Origin of the sequence: Runella sp. SP2, from assembly GCF_003711225.1 — a bacterium.
Taxonomy (GTDB): domain Bacteria; phylum Bacteroidota; class Bacteroidia; order Cytophagales; family Spirosomataceae; genus Runella.
On the sequence record NZ_CP031030.1, the window covers coordinates 3,940,266 to 3,958,886 of the forward strand.

Genomic DNA, 18,621 nt, shown 5'->3' on the forward strand with positions numbered 1-18,621 from the left:
TTCTCTATAAAAAACCTCCGTAGATGCAAAACATATCACGCCTACGGAGGTTTTTATGGATTTTGTGCTCTTAACCTTACTCCACCTTCACCACCTTCAGCGTCGCTTGTTGGTCAGGCGTCGCCACTTTCAAGAAATACATCCCTACTGGTAACGCACTCACCCCAAATTCCTCTTGGTGGGTGTTCGTTTCGGGCACAAATTGACGGTTCAAAACGTCACGCCCTGCGGCGTCGGTCAATGTAGTCTGGACTACTTTACCCTTACTCTCTTGCACTTTGAGACGGAGGATGTTAGTCACGGGATTGGGCAGAACGGTGGCGAATACCCCTTGTCCTTCGCCCCTTGCCCATTGCCACTTGCCATTTGCCCCTTCTCTCGCTGCTCCCACACCTACCCCGTCTTTCGACTGGATTCTGAACCAATATTCTTGATAGGCCAACACATTTCCTTGTGCTTTCCGCGTCGAAGGATAAATACTGCCCCAACCTTTTTGATCCCAATAACGGATACCCAACTTGTACAATCCTTTGGGTAAACCTGCATCGTAAACGTTACCGCCTGCGCCATTATCTTGGTAAAAGCCGTAGGCTGGATGGTTTTGCGCGTACAATTCTGTCCAGCCTTCACGGTTAGCGTACATAAAATACGGCGCGTTGTTTTCATGCGTGTTGAAGGAACGAAGTACGCCCATTTCGGGTGTCGCTAACATGTCAAACGTCAATGAGCCATCGGTGCTTAATCCACAGGCTTCTACATTAATCGTCCAGTAGCGAGGCGCTTGTTTATTGGCGTTTTCTACGTAATACAAAGTCGGATTTACCTGCGTACTTTGTTCTAATTCGGGGCCACCATCGCGCGTGATGAATTGACTACTCCACGCCGCGCGGTCGTTTACCTTCACCGCTGATTTGCTTTCGCCAATGTTAATCAACGTCACTACGAACGCGTTCCAGTAAACATCCTTGCGAACACTTTCAGCACTTTGGCAACCACCCGAAAAAACACACTTCGCCCAGTAACTCTGCTTCGTCACGTTGCTGAACGACACTTCAAAACTTGAAGTAGTTACACCCGTGTTCCAAAACGTTTGACTGCCTGCGGGGCAATTGGCTGAGATTCTCACTGTCGTGCCTGTACAGACTATCTCTTGAGACACCGTAATGATTGGCGCTACTTGGGTTGGTGTTAAAGTGAATGTCACCACATTGCTTTTCTCACTCACACAACCATTTTCAGTTTGGCAACGAGCGTAGTATGACGTCGTTTGGCTGGGTACTGTCGATGGAAGACTTGGCAAAGCAACGTTGGTCGTCGCATTGTACCAAATCGTGCGCAAACTCCCGCATGACGATTGTCCACTGAAACTGGCCGATGGATTACAACTGCTTGTCGAGGACAATGACACTGTCGGTGCCGATGGAATGACCACCAATTTTAACCGCATCACACCTGATTCGCTTTCTACACAAGAAACTATCCCTCCCGATTGACGACAGCGTACGCGATAATTATGATACTGATTATCAACCAAACCAACAGGTACGCCTGCGCTGTATTCGCCACCATCTACTGAATAAACAACCACTTCATTTGCCCCACAATTGGTAGTAAATGTAAGCGGCATATTCACTAAACTGCACACTTCCTTCGTCTCCCCTACGGCCACTGTTACGCCATCCACTAGCAGTGACACATTCTGCGGTACGGTAGAACGATAATTAATTGTCAATTCAATCGGATTCGTGTACGTCACGGGGCAACTCGCATCGCAAGCCGCTTGGTAGCGGTGAACTTGGTTATTGGACGATTGGGATACTGGGGCATTAGGTGACCAGTTGCTCCAAGAGCCACTGCCTACTTGTACCCGCCAAACGGGATTGCCCGAAACACACAAACCCGAAACCGTAAACTGTAAACCGTTCACTGGATTCGCATCCGTGTCGCAGAAAGTTTGACTGTTGCCTTCGTTTAACGTTTGTTGCAACGTCGTTAGCGTAATCGTAGGTTTACTTTGGACTTGTACCGTCGCCAAAGTTGAAGTTGCTTGAGAACACGTTCCATTTTTTACAGTGGCGCGGTAATACGTCGTTTGCGTTAAGTTGCTAGCCGTCAATTCTGTCGTCGTGTTTGATATATCCGTCGCCCCGCTAAAATCTGAACTCAAAGATGATTGCCATTTTTGAATATTACCCACTTGACCTGATAAAGTCAATTTAGTACTGTTTGTCCCCGAACACACCGTCGCTGAACCTGCAATGCTGCCGCCCACGCTCACGGGGTCAACTGTTACCGTCGCCGAAACTGAATTTGCTTGCGAACATACCCCGCTCTTGACAATGGCGCGGTAGTACGTCGTTTGCGTTAAATTGCTCGCCGTCAATTCCGTCGTCGTGTTAGCAATATCCACCGCGCCACTGAAATCCGAGCTCAACGACGATTGCCATTTTTGAATATTACCCACTTGACCTGATAAAGTCAATTTAGTACTGTTTGTCCCCGAACAAACCGTTGCCGAACCTGAAATGCTACCGCCTACGCTCACTGGATCAACCGTCACTGTCGCCGAAACTGAATTTGCTTGCGAACATACCCCGCTTTTTACCACCGCGCGGTAGTACGTCGTTTGCGTTAAGTTGCTCTCTATCAACTCCGTCGTCGTGTTTGAAATATCCACCGCGCCGCTAAAATCTGAACTCAAAGACGATTGCCATTTTTGAATATTGCCCACCTGACCCGACAAAGTCAATGTGGTGCTGTTTGTTCCCGAACACACCGTCGCTGAACCTGAAACGCTGCCTCCCACGCTCACGGGATCAACTGTTACCGTCGCCGAAACTGAATTTGCTTGCGAACATACACCGCTCTTGACAATGGCGCGGTAGTACGTCGTTTGCGTTAAATTGCTAGCTGTCAACTCCGTCGTCGTGTTTGAAATGTCCACCGCGCCGCTAAAATCTGAACTCAAAGATGATTGCCATTTTTGAACATTGCCCACTTGACCCGACAAAGTCAATGTGGTACTATTTGTCCCCGAACACACCGTCGCTGAACCTGAAATGCTGCCTCCCACGCTCACGGGGTCAACCGTTACCGTCGCCGAAACTGAATTTGCTTGCGAACACACGCCGCTTTTCACCACCGCGCGGTAATAGGTCGTTTGTGTTAAATTGCTCGCTATCAACTCTGTCGTCGTATTGGCAATATCCACCGCGCCGCTGAAATCTGAACTCAACGACGATTGCCATTTTTGAATAGTTCCCACCTGACCCGACAACGTCAATGTCGTACTGTTTGTGCCCGAACATACCGTCGCCGAACCTGCAATGCTACCGCCTACGCTTACGGGGTCAACCGTTACCGTTGCCGAAACTGAATTTGTTTGGGAACATACCCCACTTTTTACCACTGCTCGGTAGTATGTCGTTTGTGTTAAATTACTCGCTATCAATTGGGTCGTTGTATTCGAAACATCCACCGCGCCGCTAAAATCTGAACTCAACGACGATTGCCATTTTTGAATAGTTCCCACCTGACCCGACAACGTCAATGTCGTACTGTTTGTGCCCGAACATACCGTCGCCGAACCTGCAATGCTACCGCCTACGCTTACGGGGTCAACCGTTACCGTTGCCAAAACTGAATTTGCTTGCGAACATACCCCGCTCTTGACAATAGCTCGGTAGTAGGTCGTTTGTGTTAAATTGCTCGCTATCAATTCCGTCGTTGTGTTGGCAATATCCACCGCGCCGCTGAAATCTGAACTCAACGACGATTGCCATTTTTGAATAGTTCCCACCTGACCCGACAACGTCAATGTCGTACTGTTTGTGCCCGAACATACCGTCGCCGAACCTGCAATGCTACCGCCTACGCTTACGGGGTCAACCGTTACACTGCCCTGAATAATATCTGACACACAGTTCGTCGTTGAATTTTTCACCGTGAGCGTAAAAGGAATAGAACTTCCTGAAGCAGGTCCGCTCAACTGCACCATGATTGGGTTGGTCAAATCACCATCACTCACCGTGGTGATGCCCGTTCCCGTAATAGAATATTTGCTGGGTGAGTCTGTCGGATTGCTGTAAGGAATCGTAAAAGTCGTGGCATCAGCGCAGATAGCAGGAATGGTTCCTAGCGTCAGGCTTGGTTTGGCAGGGTCTTCAAGGGTTGCCGTTACCGCATTGCTAACGCAAGCTCCGTACGTAGCTACAATCTCCGTATAATTTCCCGCCGCCAAGCCCGTCAAGGTAATGACTCCGCTGCCATTGGAGGTAAAGTTAGCCGCCGAAACCGCCACATTGTTTTTCTTGTACGTAACCGAATAAACAGTAGTGTTCAAAAATCCGCTCAACGTAATGCTACCCTCTGAGCCTCCACAAGTCGTGGGATTTATGCTGCTCAATGTTGGAGTAATGGCAGTTGGTGGAGCTGATTGGTACTCATACGCACCTAAGTCCACCCTTCCGTTGTTGTAAAACCGCGCATTTCCTCCCAAATCTAAACTCCCCACTGTAGCTGATGTAGTAGCAGGGTCTCCCGCATTAATGGCGGGAGAACATTGTTGTAGGCGAAAGTTTCCGTTGGCGGGGTTGATGAAAAGTGGATCAGCAGACAAGTTCCCCGTGCCAGTATAACCACCCTGCACAATGGAATGACTAACCTGTGGTGCTACATTTGAATAGTCTATTTGGTTTGAAAGTGACGCTGGTTGATTGCCCCAAAAATTACCCCATAAAATAGAATTTGACAGTAGAACAGTAGTTACACTCAGATTACTCACAATTCCTCCTGCATCAAGACGCGTTGATGAGTTTTCATAAAAAATACAATTAACGAAAGAATAAGTCCCACCTTCTACAAAAACAGCACCTCCAAGAGCACTTGCTTTATTGCGAACAAATACACAATTTATAAAGACTGGAGAAGAATCATAGGCATACACCCCTCCTCCATTCTGATTGGAAAAATTGTTTCGAATGATACAATTACGAAATAATGGTGAGCCATTGACGTTTCTTATTCCCCCACCTTCGTTACCGCTCCCTGTATTAGGATTGTAAGCATCCTGTATGGTAAAGCCATCCAAAATGGCGGTATTATTTAATCCACCTCCGTTGTTAAAAATTATCCGATAACTATTATCTGTATTCTCTCCTGCATCACCAATGTTGCCACTCAAAATCGTAGGATTTATATTCCAATTTCGATTGGCCATTGTACCAGAACCATCATTAGGAAACCCCCCATAAATCGCCACCCCATTTTTCATCACAAAGGTCTTGGTACGAGGGTCGGCTGGAGATGTATTTCCAGAAGGATCAGCCGTGGGTTTGTACGTACCTGCCGCGACCCAAATCTGAGCTCCGCTGCAAGCCACCGCCAACGCATCTTGTAGCGAAGTATAAGCATCCGCCCATGAGCTACCATTGTTGGCACCCGATGCGTTGGCTTTGACGTAGAAAATACTGTTGCAAGGTGCTGTGTGCGTTTTAGCAAAAGTAGTTTGCCGAAATAGCAAAACAGTCAACCAAAAACATACAAGTCCAAGGCGAAATAGTGAGTAGGGTAATGTTCGAGTATTCATAAGTTTAAAGAGTAATTGTTTTAAAGGTTATCAAAGTAGGAGTCGTTGAATGCTGGTCGTAGTAACTGTACCATCGATCAATGCGTTTTTGGGCGTTGAAATGCAGGCAGCAGTTCAGGTTCAGCGTGCGCGTGTGGCCATCCACGTAACGCAATTCGCCCCGAAACATCGAAATCACATATACCCCCGCCACACCCGAAAAAGGTAGCGCTTGGTGGCTATGCACAGGAATGTGATTGAAGTGGCTAAACTGCCACGATTGAAGATGCGCCCGCTGAGGCTCATTGCACCAATAAGCCAACACCGCCGCCTTCCCCACCAACGGGCGGGAGCTCTCGGGCAAAAAATACTGCACGTCGTCGGCTAGTAAATCCGCACATGCGTCCCAATCGAAATCCGATTGATAGGTCAATGCCTTTTCGGCCAAAACCGCGTAGTTGTCGGTCGCTATCGTATAGTGAATCTGACTTTCGGAAGAACTTTGCTCGGTCGATGAACATGCCAACGACCAGAGCCAAAGTCCGATGCAGAGTAGGGTAATGTGCGCTATGGAAAACACCTTTTTCATTGATAGTAATTGAAAAATGATGTCCCAAAAGTAGGTCTAAACCACCTTGACCATGTTAGAAAATACGGTCAAAAACTTAGACAATACGGTCAAAAACTTAGAAAAACACGAAAATCTTATTCAAAATTATAAATTTCACCCTCAAAGCACTTTCACCACCTTCAATGTCGCTTGTTTTTCAGAAGTCGTCACCTTCAAGAAATACATCCCCGTCGGTAACGCACTCACCCCAAATTCCTCTTGATGCGTGTTCGTCTCGGGCACAAATTGGCGGGTTAAAACTTCACGGCCTGCGGCATCCATCAACGCCGCTTGCACTACTTGCCCCTTGCTACCTTGCACCTTCAAGCGGAGGATATTGGTGACAGGGTTGGGCAGAACGGTGACGAATGCGCCTTGCCCTTCGCCCTTTGCCACTTGCCCACTGCCAGTTGCCACTTGCCTCGCTGCTCCCACACCTACCCCGTCTTTCGACTGGATTCTGAACCAATATTCTTGGTAGGCCAACACATTGCCTTGAGGTTTGCGCGTTGAAGGATAAATGCTACCCCAACCCTTTTGGTCCCAATATCGAATCCCTAACTTGTATAAACCTTTGGGTAAACCTGCATCATATATGTTACCACCTGCACCGTTGTCTTGGTAGAAACCGTAGGCAGGATGGTTTTGGGCATAAAGCTCCGTCCAGCCCTCACGGTTGGCATACATAAAATACGGCGCGTTGTTCTCGTGCGTATTGAACGAACGTATCACCCCCATTTCGGGCGTCGCCAACATATCGAAGGTCAATGAGCCATCAGTGCTTAATCCGCACGCTTCTACGTTGATTGTCCAATAACGAGGGGCTTGCTTGTTGACATTTTCTACAAAATACAACGTCGGATTTACCTGCGTACTTTGCTCCAATTCGGGGCCACCATCGCGCGTGATGAATTGACTACTCCACGCCGAACGGTCGTTTACTTTTACCGCCGATTTACTTTCACCAATGTTGATTAACGTTACCACAAACGCATTCCAGTACACATCCTTGCGAACACTTTCGGCGCTCTGACAGCCACCTTCAAAAAGGCACTTCGCCCAGTAGGTCTGCTTGGTTACGTTGCTGAAAGCTACCTCAAAACTTGGCGCTGTTACACCTGTATTCCAGAAGGTTTGGCTGCCTGCGGGGCAGTTGGCCGAGATTGTGACGGTTGTGCCTGTACAAACGATGTCTTGCGAAGCCGTAATGATTGGCGCTACTTGCGTTGGTGTTAAAGTGAATGTCACCACATTGCTCTTCTCACTCACACAACCATTTTCCGTCTGACATCGAGCGTAGTACGACGTCGTTTGGCTGGATACTGTGGCGGGAAGACTTGGCAAAGCAACGTTCGTCGTGGCATTGTACCAAACTGTCCGCAAACTTCCGCATGACGATTGTCCACTGAAACTAGCCGATGGGTTACAACTGCTCGTCGATGATAACGACACCGTTGGCGCTGATGGAATGGCCACCAATTTTAACCGCATTACACCCGACTCTGATTCCACACAAGAAACCGTCCCTCCTGATTGACGACAACGTACGCGGTAATTGTGATATTGGTTGTCCACCAAACCAACAGGCACGCCTGCACTGTATTCTCCACCATCTACTGAATAAACAACCACTTCATTTGCCCCACAATTGGTAGTAAATGTAAGCGGCATATTCACTAAACTGCACACTTCCTTCGTCTCCCCTACGGCCACTGTTACGCCATCCACTAGCAGTGACACATTCTGCGGTACGGTAGAACGATAATTAATCGTCAATTCAATTGGTAAGGTATAAGTCACGGGGCAACTCGCATCACAGGCCGCTTGGTAGCGGTGGGGTTGGTTATTGGACGATTGGGAAACTGGGGCATTGGGCGACCAATCACTCCATCCGCCACTGCCAACTTGTACCCGCCAAACGGGCGAACCTGTAACACAAGAACCCGAAACCGTAAACTGTAAACCATTAACAGGATTCGCATCCGTGTCGCACAAAACTTGACTGTTGCCTTCGTTTAACGTTTGTTGTAAAGTGCTGAGCGTAATCGTCGGCTTGCCTTGAATCGTTACCGTCGCACTACCACTTTGTACTTGGCTACAAGCAGTTGAAGAACCATCTGATACACTTACCAAACTGTACACAAATGCTCCTGCTGTTACCGTCGGCACTGCCACCGTCACGCTATTGCCACTCGTAGTCGTCACCGTTTGTTCAGGACCGTTGTTTATTTTATACGTAAACTTGTAAGGTGCCGTCGCATTCGAACCCGTGAAAGTAATGTTGGGTGAGGCGCTATTTTGGCATACCGTCGTCGTACCCGAAATGGTGGCCGTTGGCAAAGGATTTACCGTCACCGTCGCACTGCCCGTTTGTACTTGGCTACAATTATTTGGATTTGATACCGATTCTAATGTATAGTTAAACACCCCCGAAGCATTTGTAGGTACGGAAACCGTCACGCTACTGTTGCTTCCTGATGTTTGAATGTTTTGAGATACCCCCTGGTTGATTTTGTAGGTAAAAATATAAGGAGTAATTCCATTTTGCCCCGTAAACGTAATGCTCGAAGAGGAGCCATTTACGCACAACACTGCTGTACCTGTCATCATTGCTATTGGCTTGCTAGGGTCATTTATGACCGCAGAAACGGCATTACTCACACAAGCTCGGTAGGTCGCTACTATTTCGGTATAATTTCCCGCACTTAGCCCCGTGAGCGTAATCACCCCACTACCATTGGAGGTGAAATTGGCAGCAGCAACCTCCACATTATTCTTTTTATACGTCACGCTGTACGTAGTGGCATTTAGGAATCCACCCAGCACAATGCTACCATTACCCCCCCCGCAAGTAGTTGGGTGAGTTATACTGACCGACGGGGTGATTGCGGCTGGCGAAGCGGACTGATATTCATACGCACCCATGTCCACGGTTCCGCCTACAATACGCGGATTACCTGCAATATCGGTTGTGGGAGCGTTGGTATTTTCACCTGCATTGATAGCGGGAGAGCAAGTCGAAAGTATTAAACCATCATCGGCCGTTCCGAATTGATTATCAGCCCCGTCAGGGTCGGCGGCATTGACAAAGAACGGATCTTTGTTGCTATTATTCGTACCAGTATAACTACCCGTAGTCTGTTCGATGATAGAATTAGTAACCGTTGCAGCATCGCCCTCTATGCTACTAATCGTGTTGCCCTTTTTATTTCCCCAAAAAATAGAATTTTTGACCACTGGCGTGGAACTCGTTATGTTATACACTCCACCACCATTTCCACTGGCAGCATTGTCAAAAAAAGTCACATTAGTAAGGCTTGGGGTAGAACTAGCACTTGAATTGAAGAGTCCACCTCCGTTGCTAGCACTATTCCCCGAAAAAATAACATTACTCAATTCTGGAGAAGAACGGATGTTGTACATCCCTCCCCCGTTGACAGCAAGATTACGTGAAAAAGTTACGTTGGATAGCTTGGGAGAGGAATCAATATTACCCAATCCGCCACCAAAACGACCATAATTGCCCGTAAAAATAATATTATTCAGGCTTGGAGATGCGTCAGTATTCGACATACCACCACCACTATTATCGCTCGCATACGCCCCCGTTAGGGTGAAGCCATCTAAAAGCGAATTATCATTAGTTAGGCCATTGTAGAAATTCACGACAATCTGGATGCTATTCTCCCTGTTATTGGTAATACTTAAAGTACTACCACTTCCCGTTATTACATCATCCCCGTTTAAGTCGCCACTAAGAATAGTAACATTTGTTTTCCAATTACGATCGGCCATCGTTGGGGTACCTGTTGCAGGGAAGCCACCATAGATTTTCACCCCCGCTTTCATGCGAAAATAGGCACTACTTGCGGTACCTGGCTTGTAAGTACCAGCTGCCACCCACACTTGTTCTACGCAATTTGCATTAATCATCGCTTGCAAATCTCCTGAGGCATCGGCCCACGAACTACCCGTCCCCGTAGCTCCTGCTTTGACGTAACGGATGGTAGGCAGCGATTTTGGCGCGACCCAGTTTGACGTGCTTCCGTTTAGGGCAAAACCATTTAACGTACCAGCATAAACGTTGGGGTCGGCCGAATTAACCAGTTTTGAAATATTTGTATTATTGCCGTTGGCAACCCCGTGGTCAAATTGATAATACATTAATAAACCCGTTTGGGGAAGAGACAAACTTCCACACAGTCCCGCCTGTATCTCCGCTTGCGTTCGAGCAACATTCCAAATTCTTAGCTCATCAATACTACCATTTGTGTACTCTGGTGTTGACGAAGAACCGTTGTTATTTCCTAACGTCAGGCCTGTGTCAAAGGCGGTCAGCGGAAAAGCCATTCCAAATTTTTGTTCGACCAATTCACCGTCCAAATACGATTTAAAGCCGTTTTGATCGAATCTTTGCCATGTCATCGCAATGTGATGCCAATTTCCGTCGGTAGCAGCCTGGCCTACCGATACGCCAACACTACTTCCTCCAAAACCAATAGTATGGGTATAACTACCCGCTGAGCCATAACCCGAACTGATAAACTGATTTCCCGCTTTAAGAAACACCGCCGAACGAATGTCCGAACCTTTGAACCAATATTCAATGGTAAAGTTATCACCAAGGTTCAAAGGTACAGACGTACAGTTGGCAGCGTTGGTTGTGGAGATAGACACAAAGTCGTTGCTACCGTCAAAATTCAGGGCGTTGTTGGTAGTGAAGGCAGGAAGGTTGGGTGTGGCGGCTTGCTTATCTCCTTGAAGCTCAAACGCTCCCATGTCCACTGTCCCTCCGTTGAAAATACGAGTAGCGCCTGCTCGGTCGGTGGTAATGCCAGACGGCACACTGCCATTGTTACCTGTATTGATGGCACAGGACTGCGATTGTAGCCGAAAATCTCCGCTGGCGGGGGCTACAAACAACGGTTCAGTGTTTAAATTGCCATTTCCAGCATAACCTCCCTGCACGATTGAATTGTTGACACTGACGGCACCACCAATTTGCATAATTTCGTTGGTACCGTTGCTGTTATCCCAAAGGATATTGTTGCTCAAGGTAACGTTAGTTGAGAAGGTACGAAGTGCTCCGCCGCTGCTAGCGCTATTGCCCGTAAATGTATTGTTAACCAACAACATACCTCCCCCAAAGAAGGTGTGTAAACCGCCCCCATCTCGGGACGAATTACCCACAACGAGGTTATTAACCAGCGTATTGGTTCCGTTGTAAATATAGGCTCCTCCTCCGCTGTTTGACGACTTGTTTTCCGAAATGGTATTACTTTCCAGCGTAATGTTGCTGTCTCTTGTATAAACACCACCGCCATTTGACGATTGATTTTTGGTGATGGTGTTATTTTTCAGCATGGTTGTTCCACCAAAAATATATATCCCACCCCCATCACTCCGATTGACTGATTGGCCATTGATACTTACCGAAAAACTACCAGTTGCATTTCCTCCTCTAATGGTGAAGCCATCCATTTCTGTGGTAGGCGTAGTAGTCGAAAAGGCAGCGACCACGACGTGATATGTATTATCGTCGGTATTAGCAAAATTAGCCCCGTCGTTCCCCAAAAGGTCGCCGCTCAAAATGGTAGGATTGGCTGCGATGTTTCGGTCATTCACCGACGTTTCAGTTCCTGCAAACCCTCCGTACAATTTCACTCCATTTTTGAGTAAAAAATAATAGTCGCGGTTCGTATCACAATTAGTACATCCTGACGAGCTACTGGGCTTGTACGTCCCTGCGGCCACCCAGACTTGTTCTACGCACGCGGCGTCAATCATCGCTTGTAGATTTCCCGAAGCATTTGCCCAATTACTTCCATCGCCCGTACCTCCTGGTTTGACATAACGTATAGGGGGGCCTGTCGGAGCAGCTACCCAGTTCGAGGTACTTCCTTCCAACGCAAAACCATTCAACGTACCTATATAGGAATTATTAGGATCGGCAAGATTAGTCAGCTTGTTCACATTTGCGTTATTACCGTTGACAACACCATGGTTAAATTGATAATACATCAATAAACCCGTTTGGGGAAGTGATAAATTACCACATCGCCCTGCCTGTATCTCCGCTTGTGTTCTGACTACGTTCCAAACTTTTATTTCGTCTAAGCTACCGTTCATAAATTCACCCGCTCCATTCAACGAGCCCAAAGACAAACCTGCACTAAAAGAGGGCAAATCGGTGTTTGTGGCATTTTTTTGTTCTACCAATTGGCCATCTAAGTAAGACTTGAAACCGTTAGTAGTTCCTTTTTGCCAAGTCATGGCCACGTGGTGCCAGTTGCCATCGGTAGCAGCTGCCCCTACGGCTACGCCATCGGTGCCTCCGCTGTTGGAGAGAATGTGCTTAAAGTTACCAGCCGTCCCCCAGCCCGAACTGATGTAGTTAGCACCGCTTTGAAAACGCACCGCCGACTGGATATTGGTTCCTTTAAACCAATACTCGATGGTGAGGGCATCGCTGAGGGTAAGGGTGGCTGAAGTACAATTAACAGGGCTTACGGGTGACAGACTGACGTAATCATTGGTACCGTCAAAATGAAGGGCGTTGTTAGTAGTTATGATGGGGGATACAATTTGTCGTGTACCTTGGTACTCGTAAGCACCCATATCAACCGTACCGTTGTTATAGATACGCGGGTTTTTATCAAAATCCGTTTCTCCCGAAACAACAACCGAATTTGTTCCGCCATCAATGGCACACGAAAAAGGACTTACTTTCAAATTTCCGTTGGCGGCATCCAGAAAATCTGGGTCACCACCGAGATTACCCGTTCCAGCATACCCACCCTGAACGATTGAATAACTAATACCAGTGCCTCCTCCCGTATTGGCTACTGGGGCATCGTTCCCCCAAATAATACAATTGGCGATGGTAACACTCGCACCCGCTGCACTCTCAATGAGACGAGTAGTAGTACTGTGGAATGTACTGTTTTTTAGGTTGGGGGATGAATTTTCAAACTTAATAGCCGAAGTATTACCGCGATTATTATAAAATTGGCAGTTGGAAATCGTCGGATTAGAGAAGGCTACCGCCATACCGCCAGTGATTCTACCAAAGTTATTTCTCAGAATACAGTTTTGAATGACGGGTGAGTTGCCATAAATATAAATTCCCCCTCCAACATTATACGAATTGTTAATATCATTTCTATCATCGGCATAGCCATCCGAAATGATGAACCCGTCAAGCGTTGTTGGGTTTGGAGAACTACCGCCGATGTCAAGGATGGAGACGACATGAAATGAATTATCTCTTTCGGAGCCAACAGTTCCAATATCGCCGCTCAAAATGGTCGGATTAAGTACCCAGTTTCTGTCGGCCAACGTGGGGTTGTTGGTAGCAGGAAACCCACCCAAGAGCTTCACGCCGTTTCTCAGAGCAAAAGTAACACCCACATTGGCTGTTGCCGTGGTGGGTTTGTAGGTTCCTGCGGCTACCCACACTTCTTCCACGCAACTGGCATCAATCATGGCTTGTAAATCACCCGACGCATCGGCCCACGAGGTACCCGTTCCTGATGCCCCCGCTTTGACGTAGCGGATTTTTGAGGTCAATTTACCTGCCACATAGTTGGAGGTGTTTCCACTGAGACTGAAGTTTTTCAATTCTCCCAACAACTGATTTCCATTGACACTGTTTAGGAGTGCGTTATTTGCCGAATTGGTGCCACTTGCCGTACCGTGATTAAATTTATAATACAGCACTAGGCCCGTCTGAGGCAAACTCAATTCCCCACAAAGCCCCGACTGTATTTCGGATTGTGAACGTGCTACATTCCACACTCGCACCTCATCTAAGCTGCCATTCATAAATTCATCTATTCCATTGAATGAACCTAAGGTTAGCCCGCCGCTAAATGAAGGCAAATCTGTATTGGCTGCGTCTTTTTGATCTACCAATTGCCCATCTAAGTAGGATTTAAAACCATTAGCAACGCCTTTTTGCCAAGTAACGGCTACATGGTGCCAGTTACCGTCGGTAACGGCTGTTCCCACGGCTACCCCATTAGTACCTCCGCTGTTGGAGAGAATATGCTTAAAGTTACCAGGCGTCCCCCAACCCGCACTGATATAGTTAGTGCCGCTTTGGAAACGTACTGCCGACTGGATATTGGTTCCTTTAAACCAGTATTCGATTGTAATAGCATTGCCGCCAGCCAGCGAAACAGGCGTACAATTAGACGTGTTTACTCCTTGAATTTCAACAAAGTCGTTTACCCCGTCAAAATAAAGGCTATTATTGGTAGTTTCGGCGGGTAAGGATTTAGCTTGATAATTACCTTGAAATTCATACGCGCCTATGTCCACCGTCCCATTGTTGAAAAAGCGCGGATTTCCCCCCGCATCTGTCAACACATCCGAAGGCACCGCTGAGTTGTTGCCCGCGTTAATCGCACAGGACGAAGCTTGTAATCGAAAATCTCCGTTAGCAGCATCCATAAACTGGGGGTTACTGCCAAGGCTGCCACCGTCCCCTCCCTCAATAATTGAATTGGAGATAGCAAGCGATCCTTCCTGTCGAGTAATACCGCTGTTACCATTCCCCCAAATAATACTATTACGGATACTTATATCAGAAGATGAGCCTTCTAATGCAGCCCCGCTACCCGCATAATTACCGACCATTGTTACATTAATAAGGGTTGGGTACGCCGTATTATTACTGATTCCTCCCCCTAAACTTTGGGCATAATTTCCCGTAAATACCGTATTAATGAAGGTAGCCTGTGTGTAATGATTGACGACTGCCCCTCCCCATTCAACAGCATAATTTTTTTCAAACTGAGTATTTATAACTGTACCAGGGCTAAAACTCGAATACAACCCGCCCCCTCTTCCTGCTGAATTTCCGATGAAAAGGACATTTTCAATTGAAGTGTAGGCGTTTTCGGTGAGTATTCCACCACCACTATTTTGAGGGGACGAACTCCCATTTGCATTGCCTCCTTTTATAATAAAACCATTCAATACTGTCGTATTTGTTGTCCCACTCAATAAAATCACCACATGACGGCTATTCTCGTCGTTGCCTGTGATACTCAACGTACTACCACTTCCAGTAACCTGATCGTTATTATTCAAGTCACCACTTAGAATTGTTGGGTTGGTCTTCCAGTTACGGTCAGCCATCGTTGGCTCACCAGAAGCAGGAAAACCTCCGTACATTTTCATCCCTGATTTTATGGAAAAAGAGACGTTACGATCGCCTGTGCTACTGGGCTTGTAGGTACCTGCGGCCACCCACACTTGGTCGCCATCAGCCGAGGCATTAATCATCGCCTGCAAGTCGCCTGAGGCATTGGCCCACGAAGAACCGTTGCCTGAAGCCCCTACCTTCACGTAGCGAATGGTCTGGGCATGGCTGTTTCCCACAATAAGTAAAGTGAATAAACTACTCAACAAAAGTAGCGAGCATCGAAAAAGTAAATGACTTTTCATCTTGAGTAAGGCAAAGTATGAATAGTCACAAAGAAAAAAGGCGGCGTGCAAAGCCATGTTGCAACCAAGGTACACGCAGGTTTCAGAAGGGGTACAGGTGTTGCAAGTAGGGTACACGAATGTTGCAACCTACGAAACGCCTACAAATAAGAAGAGGGCAGTCTGCCAAAACGCCGATGAAACTGCTGCGAAAAATGCTTCACCTGCAACAACCCCACCGCATAGCAAACCGCTTTGACTGACTGTTCTTGCCTGGTTTCTAGCAAATACAAGGCTTGCTGCAAGCGTACTTCTTGCAAGTATTGCTGAGGCGAAAGCCCCGTTAAATTTTTAAGTTTGCGAAACAACTGCGTGCGGCTTAGTGCCATATCATCCGCCATTCGCTCCACCGAATAGTCGGTTTCTTTGAGATGAAGTTTCACGCGACTTTCCAATTGTGCCAACCATACCATGTCATTTACCGATACCACAGGCGCGACGTCAGTTTCTGAACTATTTCCCAAAGCAACCTCTTCTTTTTCAACGGTAAGCGGCTCCGTTGCGCGTTTTTGGGCGTACTGCAAAAGGTTACTCATCCGTACCAAAAGCTCTTCTTCTTCAAATGGTTTTACCAAATAATCATCGACCCCGATACGCAGCGCCTTGAGTTTGTCCTGCAGTTCGGCACGGGCAGTTAGCATAATCACTGGGATGGTACAAAGGTCATCGTCCGTTTTGAGTATATTCACCAGTTGGTATCCGTCTAGCACTGGCATCATCACGTCTGTCAGAATCAGCGAAGGCTTGGGGTATATTTTCAGCTTTTGCATCGCTACTTGGCCGTTTTCTGCTTTTAAAACCTTGTATTTATCCTGTAAAATCAGTACTAAATACTCCCGCAAGCTTTGGTTGTCTTCTACGATTAGAATCGTCTCTTTTTGCCCTTCCTCAATGGGTGTAGCAAACGTCATTACTCCTAAATCTACTTCTTGAGTCAACGGAAGTGGCTGTCCTATTTCGTACGCTTCGGCATCATTGATGGTCGTCAATACCTCTTTCTTGGGGAAATAAAATGAAAAGACGGAGCCTTCCTTTAGAACACTTTCCACTTGCAACTGACCGTCAATGAGCTTGGCTAGTTCGGCAGACAGCGAAAGTCCGATTCCAGTACCTCCCTCCACGAGTGCATCGGCTTGATTGGATTGATAAAATCGGTCGAAAATGCGCGGTAAATCCTCAGGGTGGATTCCTCGCCCCGTATCCGCGACTTTGATACAAATCCGATGTTGGTGTTCCTCTACCGTGATTGTTATCGTACCGTTTTCAGCCGTAAACTTGACTGCATTTGACAGCAAATTGTTTACTATTTTTTGTACTTTATCTTTATCAAGAAGGAACTGCAAATACGTATCAATTCTATACGTAAAGACAAAACGGATGTGTCGTGCCGCCGCCGCTGATTCAAAATTAGCTGCAATTCGGCGGATAAAATTATAGAGCACCACTGGTTCTTCGCGTACTTCTAATTTACCCACTTCTAGCTTGTTCAAATCCAAAATCTCATTAACCAGCTTCAAAAGATGCTCGGCATTTTGCCGTATCAAACCAACCAACCTTTGATTTTTGGTATCTAATGTCCCACTTTTTATAATCGTACTTAGAGGCGCGAGCATCAAGGTCAGTGGCGTCCGTAATTCATGCGAAACATTGGCAAAAAAACGCGACTTGGCCGCGTCCAATTGGTGAAGGGCTTCCGACTGTTGAGCAATGATTCGCTGTGCTCGTCGGCTTTTTAGGTAAAAAAAAGCCAACGAGCACACTAAAATCACCAATAAAACAACCGAACCAATCAGCATTTTACGTTCAAAAGCTTGCTTAATCTGCGCCTTTGCTTTTTCTTTTAAATCATACTGAATTTCAAGTTCTTTAACCGCATTATGATGGTTTATATCTAACCGTTTTACCGCTTCGGCAAGGAATTTTTTCTGAGCTTCATACGCATTCTTAAAGTCTCCTTTTTTCTCATAAGCATCGGCCGTATAGTGCCAAATATCGTAATCCGTCGAATGAATATTCAGCGATTCTCCAAGGGCTAACGCTTGCTTGTAGTAAGCAATAGCCTCATCATTGTTTCCTCTTAAAAAATAAATATGTCCCAGATTGAACAGCCCCATTTGCCCATGGTGGGAGTTTTGAAGTTTGTATTTTTCCAATAATCTCAAATACTCACTTGCATAAGCCTGAGCAATCTCCAGTTGCTTCAGTGTTTTATGGTAATTGACCCGTATCCCCAAATAACTCAACTGAATCATCAAAGGCACTTCTGGCAATAACGGTTCAATTTTCTCAAGGTATAGTTTGGCCGAGTCCATTTGGTTCTCCACAAATTTCAAGTTATGAAGGCTCATGTAAATTGAAGCCCTCCTCTGCAACGATAACTTATCGTCCTTCGTCTGGTAATACGCAAGACTTCTGAGCAAACAAGCTCGGCCAAACTCTTTGCCATCCGTTGACTTTGCGTAGTATCCACCTAGCCCAAATTCATATTCTGCTTTGATAGCAGGGTCATTATTATCTTCAATCAGCGCATTTGCTTCTTTAAACACATCTCGATCTTGGGTTTTATAACCTGCCCACCCTCTATCAGAAATCCTATACAATACCCTATATTTCAGAATATTACTGTTTATCATTTTACTATACCTTTCAGCGGTAAGCAACGCACTGTCTTTTTGAGCGGGAATGAGCTCATAAGAAGCAAGTTTTAGATAGGCCTCTATCAGTTGTGTGTACGACTTACTGGGCTGTTTCTCCAAAACGGTAAGCGCTTTTTTTGCGTAATAAAGCGTACTGTCGTAGTTAAACTGTGGTTCATACCTAAACCACTCCGCTTTTTCGAGGTATAGTTGCGCTTTTTTGAGGTCTTCAACCCTTGTTTTTTGCTGTGCAAAAGAATTCAAGCATCCCAAAAATAACACAAAAAAGACACAGCTTATCGGTATATATTTGGGGC

General features: G+C 46.5%; 4 protein-coding genes. All 4 read right to left on the reverse strand.

Annotation, left to right across the window (positions count from 1 at the left end):
• Positions 1-76: 76 nt before the first annotated feature.
• The 4 genes from DTQ70_RS15740 to DTQ70_RS15755 all read right to left on the reverse strand — a co-directional run bounded on the left by DTQ70_RS15740 (position 77) and on the right by DTQ70_RS15755 (position 18,568).
• On the reverse strand, positions 77-5,587 hold the full coding sequence (locus DTQ70_RS15740) for a choice-of-anchor Q domain-containing protein (protein ID WP_122931691.1): 5,511 nt from the start codon (positions 5,585-5,587) through the stop codon (positions 77-79).
• Between the two features lie 4 nt (positions 5,588-5,591).
• Positions 5,592-6,155 (reverse strand): nuclear transport factor 2 family protein, encoded by a 564-nt coding sequence (locus tag DTQ70_RS15745; RefSeq protein WP_122931692.1) that lies wholly within the window; start codon positions 6,153-6,155, stop codon positions 5,592-5,594.
• A 141-nt stretch (positions 6,156-6,296) separates the two neighbouring features.
• Positions 6,297-15,629: a LamG-like jellyroll fold domain-containing protein gene (locus DTQ70_RS15750; RefSeq protein ID WP_164490064.1), complete on the reverse strand. Its 9,333-nt coding sequence runs from the start codon at positions 15,627-15,629 to the stop codon at positions 6,297-6,299.
• Between the two features lie 140 nt (positions 15,630-15,769).
• Positions 15,770-18,568 carry an ATP-binding protein gene (locus DTQ70_RS15755; RefSeq protein WP_164490065.1) on the reverse strand — a complete coding sequence of 933 codons (2,799 nt, stop codon included), beginning with the start codon at positions 18,566-18,568 and terminating at the stop codon, positions 15,770-15,772.
• Positions 18,569-18,621: the final 53 nt, after the last annotated feature.